Raw genomic sequence first — 18,166 nt, forward strand, 5'->3', positions numbered from 1 at the left:
GGCGAGCGACGTAGCCCACACGCACACCCTCGACAGGCTGCGCGCGCGGAGTGAATCAAGGCAGAATCGCGAGGGTGACCGACTCCCGCAGCGCCGAGGACCGTGAAACCGACATCCCCCGCAAAGGGGCTGCGCGCACGGCGAAGCTGGCCAGTATCCCGCTCGGCATAGCGGGCCGGGCGGTCGGCGGCTGGGGCCGACGACTGACCGGGCAGAGCGCCGAAGAAGTCAGCGCGACCTTGTCCGCGAAAGCAGCGGAGCAGCTCTTCGAGGTCCTCGGGACGCTCAAGGGCGGCGCCATGAAGTTCGGCCAAGCCCTCAGTGTGTTCGAGGCCGCGGTGCCGGATGAGATGGCGAAGCCCTATCGCGAGGCCCTGACCAAACTCCAGGCCGCGGCGCCGCCCATGCCGACCCGGCAGACCCACCGAGTCCTCGCCGAGCAGCTGGGACGCAGCTGGCAGCAGCGGTTCGCCGCCTTCGACGACGAACCCGCCGCGGCCGCGAGCATCGGCCAGGTCCACCGCGCGACCTGGCACGACGGTCGCGAAGTCGCCGTCAAGGTCCAGTACCCCGGTGCCGATGACGCGCTGCGGAGCGACCTTCGTCAGCTTCAGCGTTTCAGCAGGTTGTTCCAGGCCTTCGTGCCGGGAACCGAGGTGAAACCTCTCCTGGCCGAACTCGCCGAACGGATGAACGAAGAGCTCGACTACCAGGCAGAAGCTCAAAACCAGCGCGCCTTTGTGAAGGCGTTCGACGGCGTCCCGGGCTTCCTGATCCCCCGGGTGGTCGCCAGCGCACCGAAGGTCGTCGTCACGGAATGGGTCACCGGCACGCCTCTCTCGAAGATCATCGCCGGCGGCGACAAAGAGGCGCGCGACCGTGCCGGCCGCCTGCTCACCGAGTTCCACTACTCCTCGCCGGAACGAGCCCATCTCCTGCATTCGGACCCGCACCCGGGCAACTTCATGCTGACCGCCGACGGCAGGCTGTGCGTGATCGACTTCGGTGGGGTGTCCCGGTTGCCTGAAGGCATTCCGCAGCATCTGGGCGAGATGACCAGGCTGGCGCTGGACGGCGAGTCCTCGAAGCTGATGCGGCTGCTCAGGGAGTCCGGCTTCATCCGGGCAGACGCGGATCTGCAGGCGGACGACGTGCTCGCCTACCTCGCCCCGTTCACCGAACCGCTGGCGGGAGAGACGTTCCATTTCACCCGCCGCTGGATGCAGCGTCAGGCAGGTCGGGTCGGGGACACCCGCGGCCGGGATTTCCGGATCGGCCGCTCACTCAACCTGCCACCCGAGTACCTCATGATCCACCGGGTCACCGCCGGGTCGACGGGCATTCTCTGTCAGCTCGACGCGGAGATCCCCGCCCGAGCGATCGTCGAACGGTGGCAGCCCGGCTTCGCGGCCTGAGAAGTTATCCACAGGGATCGTTGGGACTGAGCCAAAATCCGGGGCGCTCGGGCGAGTTGTCCACAACTTTCGGAAAGCGGTTCCACCCGGACGGCCCAACGGTCATCCTCGATACATGACCACTACACGAAGCGCTCGACTGATGGCGCTCAGTAACACCTGCGAGTCCGGGATCATCACCAGCCGCGAGCTTCGCAAAGCAGGCGTGACCGCACGTCACGCCGCGAAGCTCTGTGGGCCCGGTGGTCCTTGGCGAAGGCTGATGCCGGGTGTGATCCTGTTGCGCGACTCCGCGCCCACCCGGCTTCAGCTGCTACAGGCCGCCGTCGCACGGTTCGGGCCGGACGTGGTGGTGACAGGCGCCGACGCGCTTCGCGCGCGAGGTGTCGACTGCCCGGTGACGCGCGAGGTCCACCTTCTCGTCCCCGACTACCGGCGCATGCCGGCGGAACCCGGCATGCTGCCCCGAAGAACCACGCGGATGCCGCCGCCGACCCTGATCGACGGCGTCCCGTTCGCCCCTCCCGCCCGTGCGGCACTCGATCTCGCTCGTCTGGAGCTCGATCCGGCCAGGATCGACGAGCTGATCTTGCTACCGCTTTATTGGGGTCTGTGCACGCTCGAAGAACTGAGGGAGGAGCTCGATGCCGGTAACCGGCGAGGCTCAGCCGCGGTCCGCGCGGCCCTGCGCCGTGTCGATCCCGAAGAGACCTACGCGTGCGGACTGGCGAAGCAGGCGCTTGACGGCTGCCCATTGCCCTCTCCGTCGTGGAACGTGACGATCTGCGACCGGCGGGGGCGGCCCATCGGCGCCGCCGATGCCTGGTGGGATGACATCGGCCTGGCGTGGCAATTCCGTGCGCCGAAGCAGGGCACCGCGAACTTTCATCCGCTGGCGCTGACCGCGACCGGGACGGTGCTGGTCCGCTGCACCATCGACCAGCTGAGGAAGGTTCCGAGGGAAGTGGCGGCCGAGCTCGTCAGAGGATATGCGGAAGCGGCACGGACGCCTCGCCCGAAGGTCCGCACGATCGGTCAGATCGACGATGCCGCCTGAGGGCTCACCAATACTCGTCCGGAAGCTTTCCCTCGATGTCGCGCGCGTGGCGGCGGGCGCAGGTAGGGCACATCCACCGCACGACGTTCTTCTCCCGGGTGGAAACCCAAGCGAGCGTCTGCGTGGCTTCCTCGTCGGCACCACGGATCCGGCCGCACAAGGAGCAGCCGATCTGATCGCTCACGGCTGCCGTCCACAATGGATTGTTTTCGTCCCCTGCAGGAAGAGGTCCTGGCGCGCGCCGAGGAAAGCGGGGCTCGCCGGATTCACCAAGGCGGCCGCGGTCTTGCGATCGTCGCCGCTCAGGCGGTCACCTGCCACGTCGGCCAACCAAGTGATCCGCTCGACGACGAAGTCGCGCAGCAGGTCCGACCCGGGGGCCGGATGGTGGATGAGCACGCCGAAGGAATCGACGTTGTCGAGACCTGCGCGCTGGAGCGCGATGTTCCAGCCGTAGGGCATGGAGACGGAGCCAGGGATGCCTGCCCGCATCTCGGCGAACCACTCGCCTCGTGCGGCGAGCAGTCGCCCTTCGAGCCCTGGTCGGCCGATGCCGAGATCCCAGGGAAGACAGTTGAAGTCCAGGCCGCCCTCGGAAATGGCGACCAACCCGCCGGGGCGGGCGAGCCGGGCGAAGGTGTTGATCGCCGCTTGCTGGTCAGGCAAGTGGTGGACCACGCGCGAAGCCCAGACCAGATCGGCGGCAGGAAGCTTCGCGGGCAGCTCGTCGTCGGCCACGTCGGCGTGGATGGTCTCGACGGTGGCCTTGTCCCCCGCGGCCGCGCTGACGACCCGATGTGCCTCTGACAGCAGGTGCTCGGTCGCGTCGACCAGCACGATCCTGGCGCCGGAGGAGACGAGTTCCTCGGCGAAGAGCACGCTCATCCCGCCCGCGCCACATCCGACGTCGAGGATGGTCGGCCCGTCCGGCATACCTTCCAGCAGCTGCCGGGCCGCTGCCCGCGTCGGCCCGGCATCGAGCGCTTCAGCCATGCGAAGTGCTCGAAGCCGGTCCGCCCAATCGATGTCGTCGTGCGTGTGTACGGCCATTCCCCCAGTGAACACCAATCCGAGCCGCACCACGCCCAAAGGGAGAGCGGGGGACCTTTGCTGTCGCGGCGCGATAGCAAAGGTCCCCCGCTCCCCCGTGGGGTCAGGCCTGCAGGCGCTCGGCTCGCCGGGTCGCCCAGCGAGCGACCCTGTTCCACCTGCGTACGGCGCGTGCGCCGCTTCGAGCCCGCTGTTCGCGGACTCCCTCCTCCAGGTCTCGTATTCGGGCTCTGGACAGTTCTTCATAAAGCAACATTTCGCTGGTCTCCTCGACCTTGATCTCGTTCAACTTGGTCGGCGCGAGAGTCCGGTTGCCCGTTCGCGCCTCGTAATCCCTGGTGGTGATGGGTTCGACGGTCATGCCGCTGCGCTCCGCTCGACCTTGCGCGTGGCGGTACGAGCCTCGGCTGCGGGCTCGACGACCGAGTTCTTGCGGGGGCGGCCGCGGGGCCGCTTCCGAGCGACGACGACGCCACGCTCGAAGATCTCGCCACCCCAGACACCCCACGGCTCACGCCGCGACAGGGCACCCGCGAGGCAGGCGGAACGGACCGGGCAGTCCGCGCAGAACGCCTTCGCGCGCTCGAGCTCTGCCGGCGACTCGGCGAACCACAGGTCCGCGTCGCCCGAACGGCAGGGAAGCGTCGACTCAGGCGAGTCGATGGCGTCGAGCAGGTCGACGACGCCTGCGTCGGCGAAGGGCAGGGCCTCCTCCGGCGCGAAGGCTATGGCCGATGACATAAGTGCACTCCTTTGTCCCGTAACGGATTGCGTACTGACGGTGGAACTGGACAACGCTGAACCCCAATTAGGTTGTGCAGCCAACTTGTTTGTGCAGCAAAAAACACGAAGGCCGCGGATCCGGTAACCGGTTCCGCGGCCTTCGTGAGCCTCTACTCCTGACTAGGTCAGGAACTTCGCTCCCGTATGGACAACGGAACACGGAACTGCTTGATGGTCGGCAGATCGACGCCACCGTTCACGTACGCGCCACCGAAGACAGCGGCGTGCGTGAAGGTTTCGTCAGCGGTGACCCAGCGACGGTTGAGACGCTGAGTGCCGCGGGCGGCGAGGATGCTCACGGGCATGAAGGCGCCCTGACGCTGAGCCTGCGGAACTTCCGCGACGCAGGACAGACGGGTGCCCGGGTTCGTGACCATCATGTTGATCCTCATTTCACCGGCACCACCTTTCTCTGTCGCGCGCGAGCCGCCCTGCGGTCTACGCTGTGTTGTAGAAGTTCTTCCCCAGTCCCAGGCGCTCGGCGCCCGGTCCCTGCAGGTTATTGCCCTCGACCACACCGGGGCAACTTATTTTCCAGAAAAACCGTCGAAGCTACGAAGATCGGCTCTGAGCAGCGGGTTCGCCGCGTGGATCAAGCCCACGACGCGGTCAAGTCTCCACCGAGGCCCGCACGACGTCGAGAACCTCCGCTCCGAAGCGTTCGAGCTTCGTGGCGCCGATCCCTGAGATGGCACACAACGCTGTGTCATCGGTCGGCCGTTGCTCGGCGATGGCGACAAGGGTCGCATCCGTGAAGACGACGAAGGCCGGCACCTTGAGCTCGCGAGAGCGTTCCCCTCGCCAGGACTTCAGCTTCTCGAGCAGCTGCTCATCCACATTGGACGGGCAGCGGGAGCAGCGACCCAGCTTGATGTCCAGCGTCTCCACCAGCGGTCCGCCGCAAACTCGGCATCGCGCCTTGGTGCCGGAATGCCTCGGTTGCTGAGCTCGGGCGACCCTCGCCGCCGGGTGGTCTTCGGGGATCAAGCCGTAGAGGAACCGGCTGCGTCGCCGATTGCGACGGTTTCCCGACGTCCTGGCCAAGGCCCAAGAAAGCGAGAGATGCTCCCGTGCGCGAGTGACACCGACATAGAAGAGACGGCGCTCTTCCTCGATGGCGGCGTCGTCACCGTCCGCGTGGAGGATCGGCATCGTTCCCTCGGCGAGTCCCACGAGGAACACCGCATCCCATTCGAGGCCCTTCGCCGCATGAAGCGAGGCCAAGGTGATGCCCTCCACCGTCGGCGGGTGCTGCGCGCTCGCCCGCTGTTCGAGCTCCGCCACGAACCTGGGCAGATCCGCGTCGTCGACGGTGGAAGCAAGCTCCTCGGCCAGCTCGACGATCGACAGGAGCGCGTCCCACCGTTCTTTCGCCGCGCCTCCGGCCGGAGGCTGGTCGGTGAGCCCTACTTTCGCGAGAACGGAACGGACCCTGGTCACCAGCTCGCCGGTGTCCGCGTCGGTCGCCGCCATCCGCAACGCGGACATCGCCTGCCGGACCTCGGTCCTCGCGAAGAATCGCTCGCCACCGCGGACCAGGTACGGGATACCCAACTCCGCCAGTGCCTGCTCGTAGGCCTCGGACTGGGCGTTGACGCGGTAGAGCACCGCGATCTCACTGGCCGCCACGCCACCGTCGAGCAGATCACGGATCCTGCGTGCGACAGCGGCGGCTTCCGCGGTCTCGTCGTCGTATTCGGCGAAACGCGGAGGTGGCCCCGAAGGGCGCTGGCCGATGAGCTTCAGCCTCGACCCCGCCGGGCGGCCACGGGCGGCACCGATCACCTGATTGGCGAGAGCCACGACCTCCGGAGTCGAGCGATAGTCCCGCTCGAGCCGCACGACCGTCGCCTCGGGGTACCTCCGCGTGAACTCCAGCAGCGGACGGGGTGAAGCGCCGCCGAAGGAATAGATCGTCTGGTTGGCGTCGCCGACCACGGTCAAGTCGTCGCGGCCGCCGAGCCACGCGTCGAGCAGCCGCTGTTGCAGCGGGGTGACGTCCTGGTACTCGTCGACGACAAAGCAGCGGTAGCGCTCGCGGAACTCCTGAGCCACCACCGTGTGCTCCTCGAGAACGGCGGTGGTGTGCAGGAGCAGGTCGTCGAAATCGAGGACCTGCGCTGCGTTCTTGACCTTCTCGTAGTTTCGGTAGACCTCCGCGACCTGCGACGCGGGCGCGGGTGTGTCCCGCTGCGTGCGAGCGGCGACGGCGGGATAGTCGTCCGGCGATACCAAAGAGGCCTTGCTCCACTCGATCTCACTGGCGAGGTCGCGCAGGAGTTCCGTCTCAGTGCCGAGACCGGCCTTGTTGGCGGCTTGGCTGATGTAGCGGAACTTGTTCTCGAGCAGCTCCCAAGGCCTGTCCCCGACGACCTGGGGCCAGAAGTACCGAAGCTGGCGGCGCGCGGCGGCATGGAAGGTAAGCGCTTGGGCGGCATCGACACCCAAGCCTCGAAGGCGCGCGCGCATCTCCCCCGCGGCACGTGTCGTGAAGGTGACCGCGAGGACCTGACCAGCGGCGACGTGCCCCGAGCGGACCAGATGGGCGATGCGGTGCGTGATCGTCCGCGTCTTGCCGGTCCCCGCTCCCGCGAGTACACAGACCGGGCCCCTCGGGGCGCAGGCGGCGGCGCGTTGCTCGGGGTCGAGCCCATCGAGCAGGCCTGGACGACTCTTCGGGGACGATGCGCTAACCACGTCCCCGATCCTCGCAGAGGGCCCGACGGGATCGGCGCAGGGCACGCGGCCGTATCCTGGTCACATGGCGGGAAAGCAGGACAAGGAAGCAGCGAAGCTGGCCAAGAAGGAGAAGCGCGCCGCGAGCAAGGCTCGCCGCGGGCAGATCTTCGAGGCCTTCAAGATGCAGCGCAAGGAAGACAAGGCGCTCATCCCCTGGATGGTCGGATCGCTCCTGGTCATCACCGGTGTCGTGTTCGGCATCGGGTTCATCTTCGACGTCCACTGGGTCGTGCTGCCGCTGGGCATCCTGCTCGGCGCGCTCGCCGCTGTGATCATCTTCGGCAGGCGGGTCCAGAAGACCGTGTACTCGAAGGCCGACGGACAGCCGGGCGCGGCAGCCTGGGCACTCGAAAACATGCGAGGCCGTTGGAAGGTGACGCCGACCGTGGCGGCCACTACCCAGCTCGACGCCGTGCACCGAGTGCTCGGCGGCCCGGGTGTCGTGCTCGTCGCCGAGGGCGCACCGCACCGTGTCAAGTCCCTGCTCGCGCAGGAGAAGAAGCGCGTTGCCCGCCTGATCGGTGAGACCCCGATCTACAACGTGATCATCGGGAACGAAGAGCAGCAGGTGCCGCTGAAGAAGCTTCAGGGCTACCTCATGAAGCTCCCTCGAAACCTCAAGCCTGCCCAGGTCGACGCGCTGGAAGCGAAGCTCGCCGCTCTCGGAAACCGTGGCGCCGCGATGCCCAAGGGCCCGATGCCTGCCGGCGCGAAGATGCGCAACGTTCAGCGCACCATCCGCCGCCGCTGACCAAGCGAGAATCAGGGGTCCTTTACTGCCGCCGCGTGCGGCAGTAAAGGACCCCTGATTCGTTTCCGGACGAAAACTGTCGGTGGGTGGTCGCATGATCACTGCGTGGATGGAACCTCGGACGCCCGGCAGAGGGCGTTGGCGGCGATGTTCCCGGACGGCGTGGCCGCCCGGGCGCAACTTGTCGCCCTGGGGCACTCCCACTCCTGGATCTCGCGCCGTTGTCGTGAAGGCGGCCCGTGGCGACGCCCTATTCCCGGCGTCATCCTTTTGACCAACGCCACTCCGACCAGGCGCCAGCTCCTGAAGGTCGCGCTGACTCACGCGGGCCCGGAGGCCATGCTCACCGGCATCCAGGCGGCCCGGCTGTACGGAGTCAGGAGACTTCCGCCAGAAAGACGGGCGCATACTTTGATCCCCCACCGGAGCAAGGTCGCCACCTGGGGATTCGCCGTCGTCGAACGAACCATCCATCTGCCGGAACCAGTGGTGATCGACGGCCTGCCGGTAGCACCGCTCGCCAGGGCCCTGATCGATGCGGCTCGGCGTATGGACGAACTGCAATCCGTGCGGGCGATGATCCACGACGCCGTCCATCGCGGACTCTGCACTCCAGAGGAACTTCGAGAAGAGCTGGCGCAGGCCAGCACGATCGGCTCAGCACTGCCCCGCCTCGTCGTCGGCGCACTCCAGGACGGCGTCGACTCCGCCGTAGAGCAATGGCTGGAGACCGTGCTCGAACGCAGCGGCTTGCCTAGACCAGAACGAAATGTCGAGCTACGAGCTCCGGACGGGCAGGTAGTCGGTGTCGCCGAGGTGTGGTGGCCGAAAATCTGCGTCGCCATGCAAATCCACCACGCCGAGGTCGCCCTCGAACCGGGCAAGGCGCCCGAAACACCCGCGCTGGTCGCAGCTGGCCTCATCGTCGTCCAGGTGAGTCCAGAGCAGCTACGGGACCAGCCGTTAGTCGTGGTGCAAGAGTTGCGAGCAGCTCACCGCCACGCTCAGCAACGACCGCCTCCGGAACTCAGCGATGCTCCTATGGCACCGGCGGCCTGAGGAGCCGTGCCGCGGAGAGCAAAGGTCCCCTGCTCCCCAGCCAGCGTCAGCGCATGCGGATGACGACGGTTCCGGTCAATCGGTCGAGCCAGCTCCGGCCGTCGATGTTACGGATCGCGGCCGGGATGATCACGAAGGTCAGCGCCGCTCGCACGACGGCGCGCCACACGCCGACCATTTGCGCGCCGTCCAGCCTGGCGACACGGATTCCGACCGCTGCCATACCTGGCGTGAAACCGAAGAAAGTCACGGGAATGATCGTGATGGCCGCCCAGACGCCCACCGACCAGAGATTGAACGTCTGCATGACGGCCGGGTCCTGGAGGTTGGGCGTCACGAAGAGGGTGGTGACCAACGAGGCGAGAACCAGATCGATGACCAGGCCGAGGAGACGTGACCCGCCGCCCGCTACTGAACCGACACCCGATTGGGGTAGGCGGAGTCGCTCACCGCGCCACCGCTGCGTACCCTCGCCACCGGCCGTCGTTCCGTCCCCGGCTCCGGGCAGCCATTCTCCGGTCCATCTCGCCACCCATCCAGGGTATGCCGGTGGCGCGGACCACATTCGCCCTGGTCGACTACCCGATATCGCCGACCCGTTAACACCGGCGAAACATACGGGTGACGGTCGGGCAACACCGCGCTCTTAGCGTGAGCCAAAGAGAGTACTGCCGCCGGCAACGAACGAGAAGGAGTCACCGAGGGTGCCCACTACTCCAGACGACATTCAGCGCCTAATCGCCGACGAGAACGTAGAGGTCGTCGACGTCAGGTTCTGCGACCTGCCCGGCGTTATGCAGCACTTCACCGTTCCGGCGAAGGCGTTCAACGAAGAAGCCTACGAAGAAGGCCTCGCCTTCGACGGCTCCTCGGTGCGTGGTTTCCAGTCGATCCACGAATCCGACATGCTGCTCCTCCCGGACCCCGAGACGGCGCGCATCGACCCGTTCCGCAAGGCGAAGACGCTTTCGCTGAACTTCTTCGTGCATGACCCCTTCACCCGCGAGGCGTACAGCCGCGACCCGCGCAACATCGCGCGTAAGGCTGAGCAGTACATCTCCGAGTACGGCGTCGCGGACAACGTGTTCTTCGGCCCGGAGGCCGAGTTCTACATCTTCGACTCGATCCGGTTCGACTCCGCCGAGCACGCGTCGTTCCACGAGATCGACTCCGTCGAGGGCTGGTGGAACACCGGTGCCGACGTGCCGGGCGGCAACCAGGGTTACAAGACGAAGTTCAAGGGCGGGTACTTCCCCGTCCCGCCGGTCGATCACTTCGCCGACCTGCGTGACGAAATCGTCCGCAACCTGCAGGGTTCCGGTTTCGAGATCGAGCGCGCGCACCACGAGGTGGGCACCGCCGGTCAGACCGAGATCAACTACAAGTTCAACACGCTGCTGCACGCCGCGGACGACCTGCAGCTGTTCAAGTACATCGTGAAGAACACCGTTTTCGCCGCCGGCAAGACCGCGACCTTCATGCCGAAGCCGCTCGCCGGTGACAACGGCTCGGGCATGCACTGCCACCAGTCGCTGTGGAAGGACGGCACGCCGCTGTTCCACGACGAGTCCGGTTACGCGGGGCTGTCCGACACCGCTCGCCACTACATCGGTGGTCTGCTCAAGCACGCGCCGAGCCTGCTGGCCTTCACCAACCCGACCGTCAACTCGTACCACCGGCTCGTGCCGGGCTTCGAGGCCCCGGTCAGCCTGGTGTACTCGCAGCGGAACCGGTCGGCTTGTGTTCGTATCCCCATCACGGGCAACAACCCGAAGGCCAAGCGCGCCGAGTTCCGGTGCCCGGACTCGTCCGGCAACCCGTACCTCGCGTTCTCGGCGATGATGATGGCCGGCCTCGACGGCATCAAGAACAAGATCGAGCCGCCGGAGCCCATCGACAAGGACCTCTACGAGCTCCCGCCGGAGGAGGCCCAGAACGTCAAGCTCGTTCCCGGTGACCTCGGCACGGTCCTTGACACGCTGGAGGCCGACCACGACTACCTGCTCGAAGGTGGCGTGTTCACCCCCGACGTGATCGACACCTGGATCTCGTACAAGCGCGAGAACGAGATCGACCCGCTGCGGCTGCGCCCGCACCCGTACGAGTTCTCGTTGTACTACGACGTGTGATCGTGCGGTAGGAACACCAAGAGCACGCCGGTGGTGAGGTGCGGAAACGCCCTTACCACCGGCGTTTCTTTTGGTCCCGCCGGTGTGCTTACTCCGACGTGGAGAGAACCTTCAGGTCGACGCCAGCGCGCTCGATGCGACCGCGGGGGTCATCCACCAGCTTGCGGCGCTCGAGATCCATCAGCCCCAGGGTGCAGGTGATCTCCGCGGAGAGGGTGCCATCGACCTTGTAGATGTTCGAGTCCATGTGGAAGGTCTTGCCGGTGCCGAATTTGGCGTCACAGGTTACGTCAACGACGTCACCGGCCCGAAGCTCGCGCCGGAACACGATGTGGGACTCAAGCAGCACGAAGGCGAGATTCGCGTCTCGCATACCCGAGTTGAGGCCACCGGCTAGCTCCATCAGCTCAAGTCTGGAGACCTCGCCGTACGAGTGGTAAACGGCGTGGTTGAGATGGCCAAGTGTGTCCAACTCGTAGTGACGCACCTTGATCCGGGTGCGAAAAGGCTCGCGCACAGTCACTGGTCCACTGTAAGCGTCGCTGTCCGTCCGCGACGCGGAGTGTGAGCAAGGGACCTTTGCTGCCACCTCGTCCACGTTCGGCAGGCGATAGCAAAGGTCCCCTGCTCTCTTGCCGCAGGTCAGAGCAGTCAGTCCTGGTAGAAGAGAGTCTCCACGATCGCGTGGGCACGTCGCGTCGTCCGCCGGTACGCGTCGAGGAACTCCCCAGGATCGTCGTCGGCCGAGTAACCGAGCACACGGGCGACAGCGGCGAGATCTCGACCGGAGCTGGGGATCTCGTCGACGGCCTTTCCCCTGACCAGCATCCCGGCGTTCCGGACACGTGTCGCCAGCAGCCAGGCTTCGGTCAGGGATTCGATTTCGGCGGGGTCAGCGAGCCCTGCCTCTGCCGCGGCCTTCAGCGCCTCGATCGTCGATGTGGTTCGGAGTGCCTCTACTTCGTGCCCGTAGCGCAGCTGCATGAGCTGCACGGTCCACTCCACGTCTGCCAGCCCGCCGCGGCCGAGTTTCGTATGCCGGGTCGGATCGGCGCCCTTGGGCATCCGCTCCGTCTCCACTCGCGCCTTGATCCGCCTGATCTCCCGCACGCGAACCGCGTCGAGCCCCGCCTCGGGATATCGAATGGGATCGATCATCTCGATGAACCGCGCACCGAGGTCGTCATCACCGGCTATGAAGCGAGCACGAAGCAACGCCTGCGATTCCCAGACCTCTGCCCAGCGCCCGTAGTAACTGCGGTAGGACTCCAGCGTCCGTACCAACGGACCGCTTCTCCCCTCTGGGCGGAGATCGGCATCGACGACCAACGCCGGGTCGGGGCTCGGCGCACCGAGAATTTTCCGAACCATCTCGGCGACCGACGAAGCGAACTTCGCTGCTTCAGAGTCGGAGACCCCCTCGGTCGGCTCACATACGAAGAGGACGTCCGCATCCGACCCGTACCCGAGTTCGGCCCCGCCGAGGCGTCCCATGCCGATGACGGCGATCTTCGCGGGTGTCCGGCCGAGCTCTGCCTGGCGCTGACGAAAAGCGGCGGCCAAGGCTCCCTGCAGCACGGCGACCCACACACTCGACAACGCCTCGCAGACCGCAGGAACGTCGAGCAGCCCCAGCAGGTCAGCCGACGCGACCCTCAGCATCTCGTGCCGGCGTAGTGATCTCGCGGCGGTGACAGCGGCGTTCAGTCCAGGTTGCCGGCGAACTGCGGCTCGCAGAGAAGTGGCTACTTCGGCGGGCGTGCGGCCAGCCAGTCGCGCGGGATCACCGAGCAGCTGCAGCACTTCAGGTGCTCGCGCCAGCAGATCGGGCACTAATCTCGACGTGCCCAGCAAGAAGGCGAGCCTCTCGACGACCGCACCCTCGTCCCGTAGAACCCTGAGGTACCAGGGCGTCTCTTCGAGTGCTTCCGAGACCTTGCGATAGGACAGAAGTCCTCGGTCAGGATCCGGGGTATCGGCGAGAAGGTCCAGCAAGACCGGTAGCAGCGCCTGTTGGATGGCCGCCCGTCGAGACATCCCCGCGGTCAGCGCCTTGATGTGCTGAAGCGCTCCGTCCGGCGCGGCATAACCAAGCGCGGCCAGACGGCTCTCCGCTTGTTTCGTCGTCAGGCGCAGCGCCTCGGTCGGCACATTCGCGACGGACTGCAGCAGCGGGCGATAGAAGAGCTTCTCGTGAAGACGCCGGATGCTCTGCAGGTGGCGGCGGAACTCCGCCAGCAGCACATCCCCTTCGCTCCTGCCCCGCGCAGGCCGTACCCCGCTCGCCCTCGCGATCGTTCGCAGCTCGACGGCATCCGAAGCAGCAGGGAACAGGTGCGTACGCCGTAGCCGCCGAAGCTGGAGCCGGTGCTCGATGGTCCGGAGGAACTCGTACGACGAGCCGAGCTCCGCAGCATCCGTGCGGCCTACGTAGCCCCCCTCCCCCAAAGCGGCGAGAGCGTCCATCGTGGACGGAGAACGCAGCTCGGTGTCAATCCGGCCGTGGACCAGTTGCAGCAACTGCACGGCGAACTCGACGTCGCGAAGACCACCTCGGCCCAGTTTCAGCTCTCGCTCGGCGTGCGCGGACGGCACGTGGCCTTCGACGCGACGCCGCATCTTCTGGACCTCGGGGACGAAATTCTCCCGATCCGCCGCCGCCCACACCTTCGGCGCGACCATCTCCGCGTATTGACGCCCAAGCTCGGCGTCACCCGCGACCGGTCGCGCCTTGAGCAAGGCCTGGAACTCCCAGGTCTTGGCCCATTTCTGATAGTAGGCGGCGTGCCCGTCGAGCGTCCGGACCAGCGCACCGGCCTTGCCCTCCGGACGCAACGCCGCGTCGACCTCGAAGCAGGCCTTGCCGACTACGCGCATCATCGTGCTGGCCAGCCGCGTCGAGACCGAGAGATCCCCGTCGCCGACGAAGATGACGTCCACGTCGCTCACATAGTTCAGCTCTCGACCGCCACATTTGCCCATGGCGATCACGGCGAGCCGGCCTTCGACCTCGGCACCCACCTCTGCCTCCGCGACGAGGAGCCCCACTGTCAGTGCGGCCTCGGCCAGAGTGGTGAGCTGCGCTCCGATCTCGGCATAAGGCGGCTGGTAGAGACCAGGCTCGACGAGGTGCCCGAGGTCGGCCGCCGCGATCCCGAGAAGCAGCCCGCGGTATCCGGTGCGGAGAGCCTGCTCTGCCTCGACCCCGGTGAGCAGTTCATCGTCCGAACGCAAGTGGCCCAGGAGCCGGCTCACATACTGAGCCGGTTCAGTGCTCTTGTCGCTTCGGAGGGTCTTCCAGCAGCCGGTGTTCGCGACCAAGAAGTCCACGAGTGCGCTCGACGTGCCCAGAACGCCGAGCATCCGGCCGCGGAAAGTGCGGTTCGTGCGAAGTGTCTGATCGAGCTCAGCCCAGGAGGCAGGGTCGGCCTCCCTGATCCGGTCGAGCCCGCTCAAGGCGAGATCGGGGTCAGCCGCTCGGGAAAGTGCTGACAAGACGTCGGCTGCGGAGCCATCCGGACCTGACTCGGTCCACCAACCAGCAGCACGGAGCTGCCCGTCGGCGCGGGGGTCGGTGAAGCCGTATCTCGCCACGGAAGCGGTCGGCCTGGCGCGCTCAACCATCGGCTCCACCGTAGTCGTCTTGCCGCCTGTGACCAGATGGGCGCGCAAGGAAGCAGGGGACCTTTGGTATCGCCGGGCCGGGAGCGATAGCAAAGGTCCCCTGCTTCGCTAGGCGGCGATCCTGCCGACTTCCGGTTCGGGAACGGTCGGGGTCGGGGTGGGGGTGGTGAAGCTGCCGGCGTTGACGGGGCTCCGTCGTGAAAGCAGGTAGATTCCGCCACCGACAGCCAGGCCCACGACACCGACGGCGATGGTGCCCACCGTGCCGGTCGAAGTCACCAGGCCGGCTGCGGCTCCGACGATGGCGGCTGCCGGGAGGGTGAACAACCAGGCGATCACCATGCGGCCGGCTGTGCGCCAGCGCACCGGTGACTCATGCCTGCCGACACCGGATCCGACGATGCCGCCGGAGCAGACGTGCGTCGTCGAAAGAGGGAAGCCGAAGCTCGTCGAAGCGAGGATGACCGCAGCCGAGCTGGTCTGTGCCGCGAAGCCCTGCGGGCCATCAATGTCCGTCAGGCCTTTACCCAGCGTGAAAGTGATTCGCCAGCCACCCAGATACGTACCGAGTGCCAGCGCCAGTGCAGCACTGACGATCACCCAGAGCGGTGGCCCGGCACCAGCGGGAAGGCTCCCCGCAGTGATCATCGTCAGCGTGATGACGCCCATGGTCTTTTGGGCATCGTTCGTGCCATGAGCGAGCGAAACGAGTGAAGCCGAGATGATCTGGCCGATACGGAAGCCAGCGGTGCGGCCACGGCGGACGAAGATCCGGTAGACGAAGTAGGTCACGATCATCGCGACGAGGCCTGCGAGTACCGGGGACAGCGCCGCGGGCACCAGGACCTTCTCGACGATCTTTCCGAAATGGACCGAGTCGGTTCCGGCCGAGACCCACGTGGCGCCGATCAGACCACCGAACAACGCGTGAGACGAACTGGATGGCAGCCCGACGAACCACGTGACCAGGTTCCACACGATCGCGCCGACCAGCCCGCCGAACACGATCGCCGGTCCGATCTTGGTGTCATCGACCAGTCCGTTGGAGATGGTCTTGGCCACTTCGACCGACAGGAAGGCTCCGACCAGGTTCAGAACCGCGGAGATCGTCACCGCGACCTTGGGGCGAAGCGCCCCGGTGGCGATGGACGTCGCCATCGAGTTGGCCGTGTCGTGGAAGCCGTTCGTGAAATCGAAAATTAGGGCCGTGACGACGACGAGCACGACCAACACTGAGGGCTCCACCCCGACCTCCGAACCCTTCGAAATCTCCTTCGCAAGGTACCTGACCGCAAGACCGGAGCGTTAACAACCCATACGCATTTGAGACATACGTCGTTAAGCCATCGGCAAAGTACGTTGACGTTCCGCAGCCGGAGAGAGGTCACCGGACACCAGTCGGACGAAGCGGTGCGCGAACGGTCGCCAGGTTTCGGTGATGTCGGCATGCACCCGTGCGAGATTCTCCGGCGTCAGTGCGTCCGGCCGGGTGAGTTCTGCCATTTCAGGCGACTGGCGTGCCCAGTCAAGGACGGTCTCTGGTGTCGTCTCGACATGAAACTGGACACCATAGGCACAACGGTCGAATCGGAAGGCCTGATGCGGATACCGCGGCGACGAAGCGAGGAGCTCCGCTCCTGCCGGCAGCCGAGTGATCGCGTCATTGTGGAACTGCAAGACGTCCTGCATGAGCGGCAGGTCCGCGAAGAGCGGATCGGTCCAGGCCGCGTCCTTCTTGGACACAAGCCCTGGACCCACTTCGGGCCCTTGATCGCCTTCAGCTACAACGCCTCCCAACGCCACGGCGAGGAGCTGACCACCGAGGCAGATCGCGAGCGTCGGAATCCGAGCGCCTACGGCCTTCGAGAGCAGCTTTCGCACGTCCGCCAGCCAGGGGTGAGTGGCGTCATCGTTCGCCCCCATCCCCCCGCCCAGACAGACGACACCCGCGTACTCACCAAGATCGACAGGAAGGCCTTGACCGGGCAGCAGCTTGATGTCGAGCTCAGCCCCCGCTTCGGTGAGCCAATCACCGAGTGGGCCGATCGGATCCGATTCGTCTGGCTGGATGACGAGCAACTTGGGAGCGGTCACCACCCCAGCCTACGACCGGTGGAGAGCAGGGGACCATTGGTATCGATACGGGGGCGGCGATAGCAAAGGTCCCTTGCTCCCTCGGTCAGCAGGCGCAGCGTGGGGTGGGCGCGGAGGCGAGTGAGAGGACGGGTGTGTCCCGCTCGACGGGATAGCCGGCCGCTTGCCAGGCGGCTATCCCGCCGGACAGGCGTTTGACCTTGAACCCGAGTTCCGCGAGCTTGAGGGCACCCTTGGTCGCGGCGTTGCAGTGAATGCTCTCGCAGTAGCAGACGTAGACGAGATCTCGGTCGAGCCGGCTGACCGACTCCGGGGTCATGTCCCGGTACGGGAAGTTGATCGCGCCGGGGATGCGAGCGGACGCGAAGGCTTCAGGGGCTCGTGTCTCGACGACCACGTATCCGTGCTGGGTGCCGGCGGTGAGATCGCGGGCAAGGTCGTCGGGATCCACATCCAGGGCGAGTTCGGCACGAAGGCGCGCGGCCGCGGTCGCGCTGTCCAGAGCCGGAAACGTCAGTACGCGGGGTTCGGTCGTCATACCTCAATCGTGCAGTCTGGCGATCATCGCGGACATCGGCGAATCCAGGTGTTGCCGCCGGTTAGCCTGGAGATTCCTGGCGGAGGCGACGATCGACCTGGAGTTCCGTGAACCTCGATGATCTTGACTGGCAGTTGCTCGAACTTCTCCAGTCCGACGGGCGGCTGACCTTCTCCGAGCTCGGCAGGCGGGTATCGCTGTCCGCTCCCGCGGTGACCGAGCGAGTAAGGCGGCTCGAGGAGAAGGGGGTCATCACCGGCTACTCGGCCAGTGTGGATCTGACCAAGCTCGGGTTGCCCATCGAGGCGATGGTCCGGGCGAAGGTGCGAAGTCTGGACACGGCTCGCTTCCGGGAAACCATCCTCCCTCTTCCGCAGGTGCTCGACGCTGACCACGTCACAGGCGACGAGTGCTGGTTGGTGCGGGTCGCTTGCCGGAACACAGCGGAGTTGGAGGAGCTTGTAGAGCGGATGCAGCGCTATGGGGAGACGACGACCTCGCTGGTCTTCTCGTCGCCGGTCCGCCGCCGCGGGGTCTGCCGGCCGGGAAGCTGAGCGACGCCACCGAGAGAGCAAGGGACCTTTGCTATCACCGGGCAGGGGGTGGGTATAGGAAAAGGCCCAGATCGGGAGAACCGTGAGGTTCTCGACCGATCTGGGCCTTTTCTAATGTTAGTCCGGCGGTGTCCTACTCTCCCACAACCCTTCGGTTGCAGTACCATCGGCGCTGTCAGGCTTAGCTTCCGGGTTCGGAATGGGACCGGGCGTTTCCCTGACGCTATAACCACCGAAACACTATGAAACAACACACACTGAGTCTGTTTCCAGAACCGGTGTGGTGTTTCAGAGCTGTAGAGTGGATGCGTAACATCTTTGTGGGCAAGTCCTCGGCCTATTAGTACCAGTCAACTCGACAACACATTACTGT

Annotated in this window: 18 protein-coding genes and 1 rRNA gene; 6 read left to right on the top strand and 13 right to left on the bottom strand. The window is 66.0% G+C overall.

Features of this window, described 5'->3' with window-relative positions; translation table 11 throughout:
- Window positions 1-74 precede the first annotated feature (74 nt).
- Together ACZ5ZX_RS17855 and ACZ5ZX_RS17860 are read left to right on the top strand one after the other, a co-directional pair.
- A complete protein-coding gene (locus tag ACZ5ZX_RS17855) occupies window positions 75-1,415 on the top strand; it encodes an ABC1 kinase family protein (protein WP_465503086.1) in 1,341 nt (446 codons plus the stop codon).
- Window positions 1,416-1,557: 142 nt separating this feature from the next.
- Window positions 1,558-2,472, top strand: a complete 915-nt coding sequence (locus ACZ5ZX_RS17860; protein ID WP_465503116.1) for a hypothetical protein — start codon at window positions 1,558-1,560, stop codon at window positions 2,470-2,472.
- A 4-nt stretch (window positions 2,473-2,476) separates the two neighbouring features.
- Here ACZ5ZX_RS17860 and ACZ5ZX_RS17865 read toward each other — a convergent pair whose 3' ends face one another.
- From ACZ5ZX_RS17865 to ACZ5ZX_RS17890, 6 genes are all read right to left on the bottom strand, one after another.
- Window positions 2,477-2,656, bottom strand: coding sequence for a hypothetical protein (locus ACZ5ZX_RS17865; protein ID WP_465503087.1), 180 nt, complete (start codon window positions 2,654-2,656; stop codon window positions 2,477-2,479).
- Window positions 2,653-3,522 carry a class I SAM-dependent methyltransferase gene (locus ACZ5ZX_RS17870; protein ID WP_465503088.1) on the bottom strand — a complete coding sequence of 290 codons (870 nt, stop codon included), beginning with the start codon at window positions 3,520-3,522 and terminating at the stop codon, window positions 2,653-2,655. Before ACZ5ZX_RS17870 ends, ACZ5ZX_RS17865 begins: the two co-directional genes overlap by 4 nt.
- Before the next feature lie 103 nt (window positions 3,523-3,625).
- Window positions 3,626-3,883: a hypothetical protein gene (locus ACZ5ZX_RS17875; protein ID WP_465503089.1), complete on the bottom strand. Its 258-nt coding sequence runs from the start codon at window positions 3,881-3,883 to the stop codon at window positions 3,626-3,628.
- Complete coding sequence (locus ACZ5ZX_RS17880) at window positions 3,880-4,263, bottom strand: WhiB family transcriptional regulator (protein WP_465503090.1); 384 nt, start codon at window positions 4,261-4,263, stop codon at window positions 3,880-3,882. The genes ACZ5ZX_RS17875 and ACZ5ZX_RS17880 overlap by 4 nt, the downstream gene beginning before the upstream one ends.
- 167 nt (window positions 4,264-4,430) lie before the next feature.
- A complete protein-coding gene (locus tag ACZ5ZX_RS17885) occupies window positions 4,431-4,697 on the bottom strand; it encodes a hypothetical protein (protein ID WP_465503091.1) in 267 nt (88 codons plus the stop codon).
- A gap of 217 nt (window positions 4,698-4,914) precedes the next feature.
- Complete coding sequence (locus ACZ5ZX_RS17890; RefSeq protein ID WP_465503092.1) at window positions 4,915-7,002, bottom strand: ATP-dependent DNA helicase UvrD2; 2,088 nt, start codon at window positions 7,000-7,002, stop codon at window positions 4,915-4,917.
- A gap of 64 nt (window positions 7,003-7,066) precedes the next feature.
- Here ACZ5ZX_RS17890 and ACZ5ZX_RS17895 point away from each other — a divergent pair, with 64 nt between their 5' ends.
- Window positions 7,067-7,795: a DUF4191 domain-containing protein gene (locus ACZ5ZX_RS17895; RefSeq protein ID WP_061981160.1), complete on the top strand. Its 729-nt coding sequence runs from the start codon at window positions 7,067-7,069 to the stop codon at window positions 7,793-7,795.
- 105 nt (window positions 7,796-7,900) lie between these two features.
- Window positions 7,901-8,854 carry a hypothetical protein gene (locus tag ACZ5ZX_RS17900; protein WP_465503093.1) on the top strand — a complete coding sequence of 318 codons (954 nt, stop codon included), beginning with the start codon at window positions 7,901-7,903 and terminating at the stop codon, window positions 8,852-8,854.
- Between the two features lie 46 nt (window positions 8,855-8,900).
- Here the strand turns inward: ACZ5ZX_RS17900 and ACZ5ZX_RS17905 are convergent, their stop codons facing one another.
- Window positions 8,901-9,386 carry an RDD family protein gene (locus tag ACZ5ZX_RS17905; protein ID WP_465503094.1) on the bottom strand — a complete coding sequence of 162 codons (486 nt, stop codon included), beginning with the start codon at window positions 9,384-9,386 and terminating at the stop codon, window positions 8,901-8,903.
- A 172-nt stretch (window positions 9,387-9,558) separates the two neighbouring features.
- Between ACZ5ZX_RS17905 and glnA the strand changes: the two genes are divergently transcribed.
- The gene (gene glnA, locus ACZ5ZX_RS17910; RefSeq protein ID WP_037321238.1) at window positions 9,559-10,983 is read left to right on the top strand and encodes a type I glutamate--ammonia ligase; all 1,425 of its coding nucleotides are present in this window, start codon (window positions 9,559-9,561) and stop codon (window positions 10,981-10,983) included.
- 88 nt (window positions 10,984-11,071) lie between these two features.
- Here the strand turns inward: glnA and ACZ5ZX_RS17915 are convergent, their stop codons facing one another.
- From ACZ5ZX_RS17915 to ACZ5ZX_RS17935, 5 genes are all read right to left on the bottom strand, one after another.
- The gene (locus ACZ5ZX_RS17915; RefSeq protein WP_020633826.1) at window positions 11,072-11,506 is read right to left on the bottom strand and encodes an acyl-CoA thioesterase; all 435 of its coding nucleotides are present in this window, start codon (window positions 11,504-11,506) and stop codon (window positions 11,072-11,074) included.
- A 128-nt stretch (window positions 11,507-11,634) separates the two neighbouring features.
- Entirely contained in the window at window positions 11,635-14,607 is a 2,973-nt protein-coding gene (locus ACZ5ZX_RS17920) for a bifunctional [glutamine synthetase] adenylyltransferase/[glutamine synthetase]-adenylyl-L-tyrosine phosphorylase (RefSeq protein WP_465503117.1), read from the bottom strand.
- A 108-nt stretch (window positions 14,608-14,715) separates the two neighbouring features.
- Window positions 14,716-15,840: an inorganic phosphate transporter gene (locus ACZ5ZX_RS17925; protein ID WP_465503095.1), complete on the bottom strand. Its 1,125-nt coding sequence runs from the start codon at window positions 15,838-15,840 to the stop codon at window positions 14,716-14,718.
- A gap of 105 nt (window positions 15,841-15,945) precedes the next feature.
- Window positions 15,946-16,701: a type 1 glutamine amidotransferase gene (locus tag ACZ5ZX_RS17930; protein ID WP_465503096.1), complete on the bottom strand. Its 756-nt coding sequence runs from the start codon at window positions 16,699-16,701 to the stop codon at window positions 15,946-15,948.
- An 85-nt stretch (window positions 16,702-16,786) separates the two neighbouring features.
- A complete protein-coding gene (locus ACZ5ZX_RS17935; protein WP_465503097.1) occupies window positions 16,787-17,239 on the bottom strand; it encodes a rhodanese-like domain-containing protein in 453 nt (150 codons plus the stop codon).
- 107 nt (window positions 17,240-17,346) lie between these two features.
- On the opposite strand from ACZ5ZX_RS17935, the gene ACZ5ZX_RS17940 reads away from it, so the two are divergent.
- Window positions 17,347-17,793, top strand: a complete 447-nt coding sequence (locus ACZ5ZX_RS17940) for an Lrp/AsnC family transcriptional regulator (RefSeq protein WP_465503098.1) — start codon at window positions 17,347-17,349, stop codon at window positions 17,791-17,793.
- Window positions 17,794-17,913: 120 nt separating this feature from the next.
- Here the strand turns inward: ACZ5ZX_RS17940 and rrf are convergent.
- Window positions 17,914-18,030: ribosomal RNA gene (gene rrf, locus ACZ5ZX_RS17945) — 5S ribosomal RNA — on the bottom strand.
- Between the last annotated feature and the right edge of the window lie 136 nt (window positions 18,031-18,166).

The organism is Amycolatopsis sp. NPDC033938 (assembly GCF_055575975.1).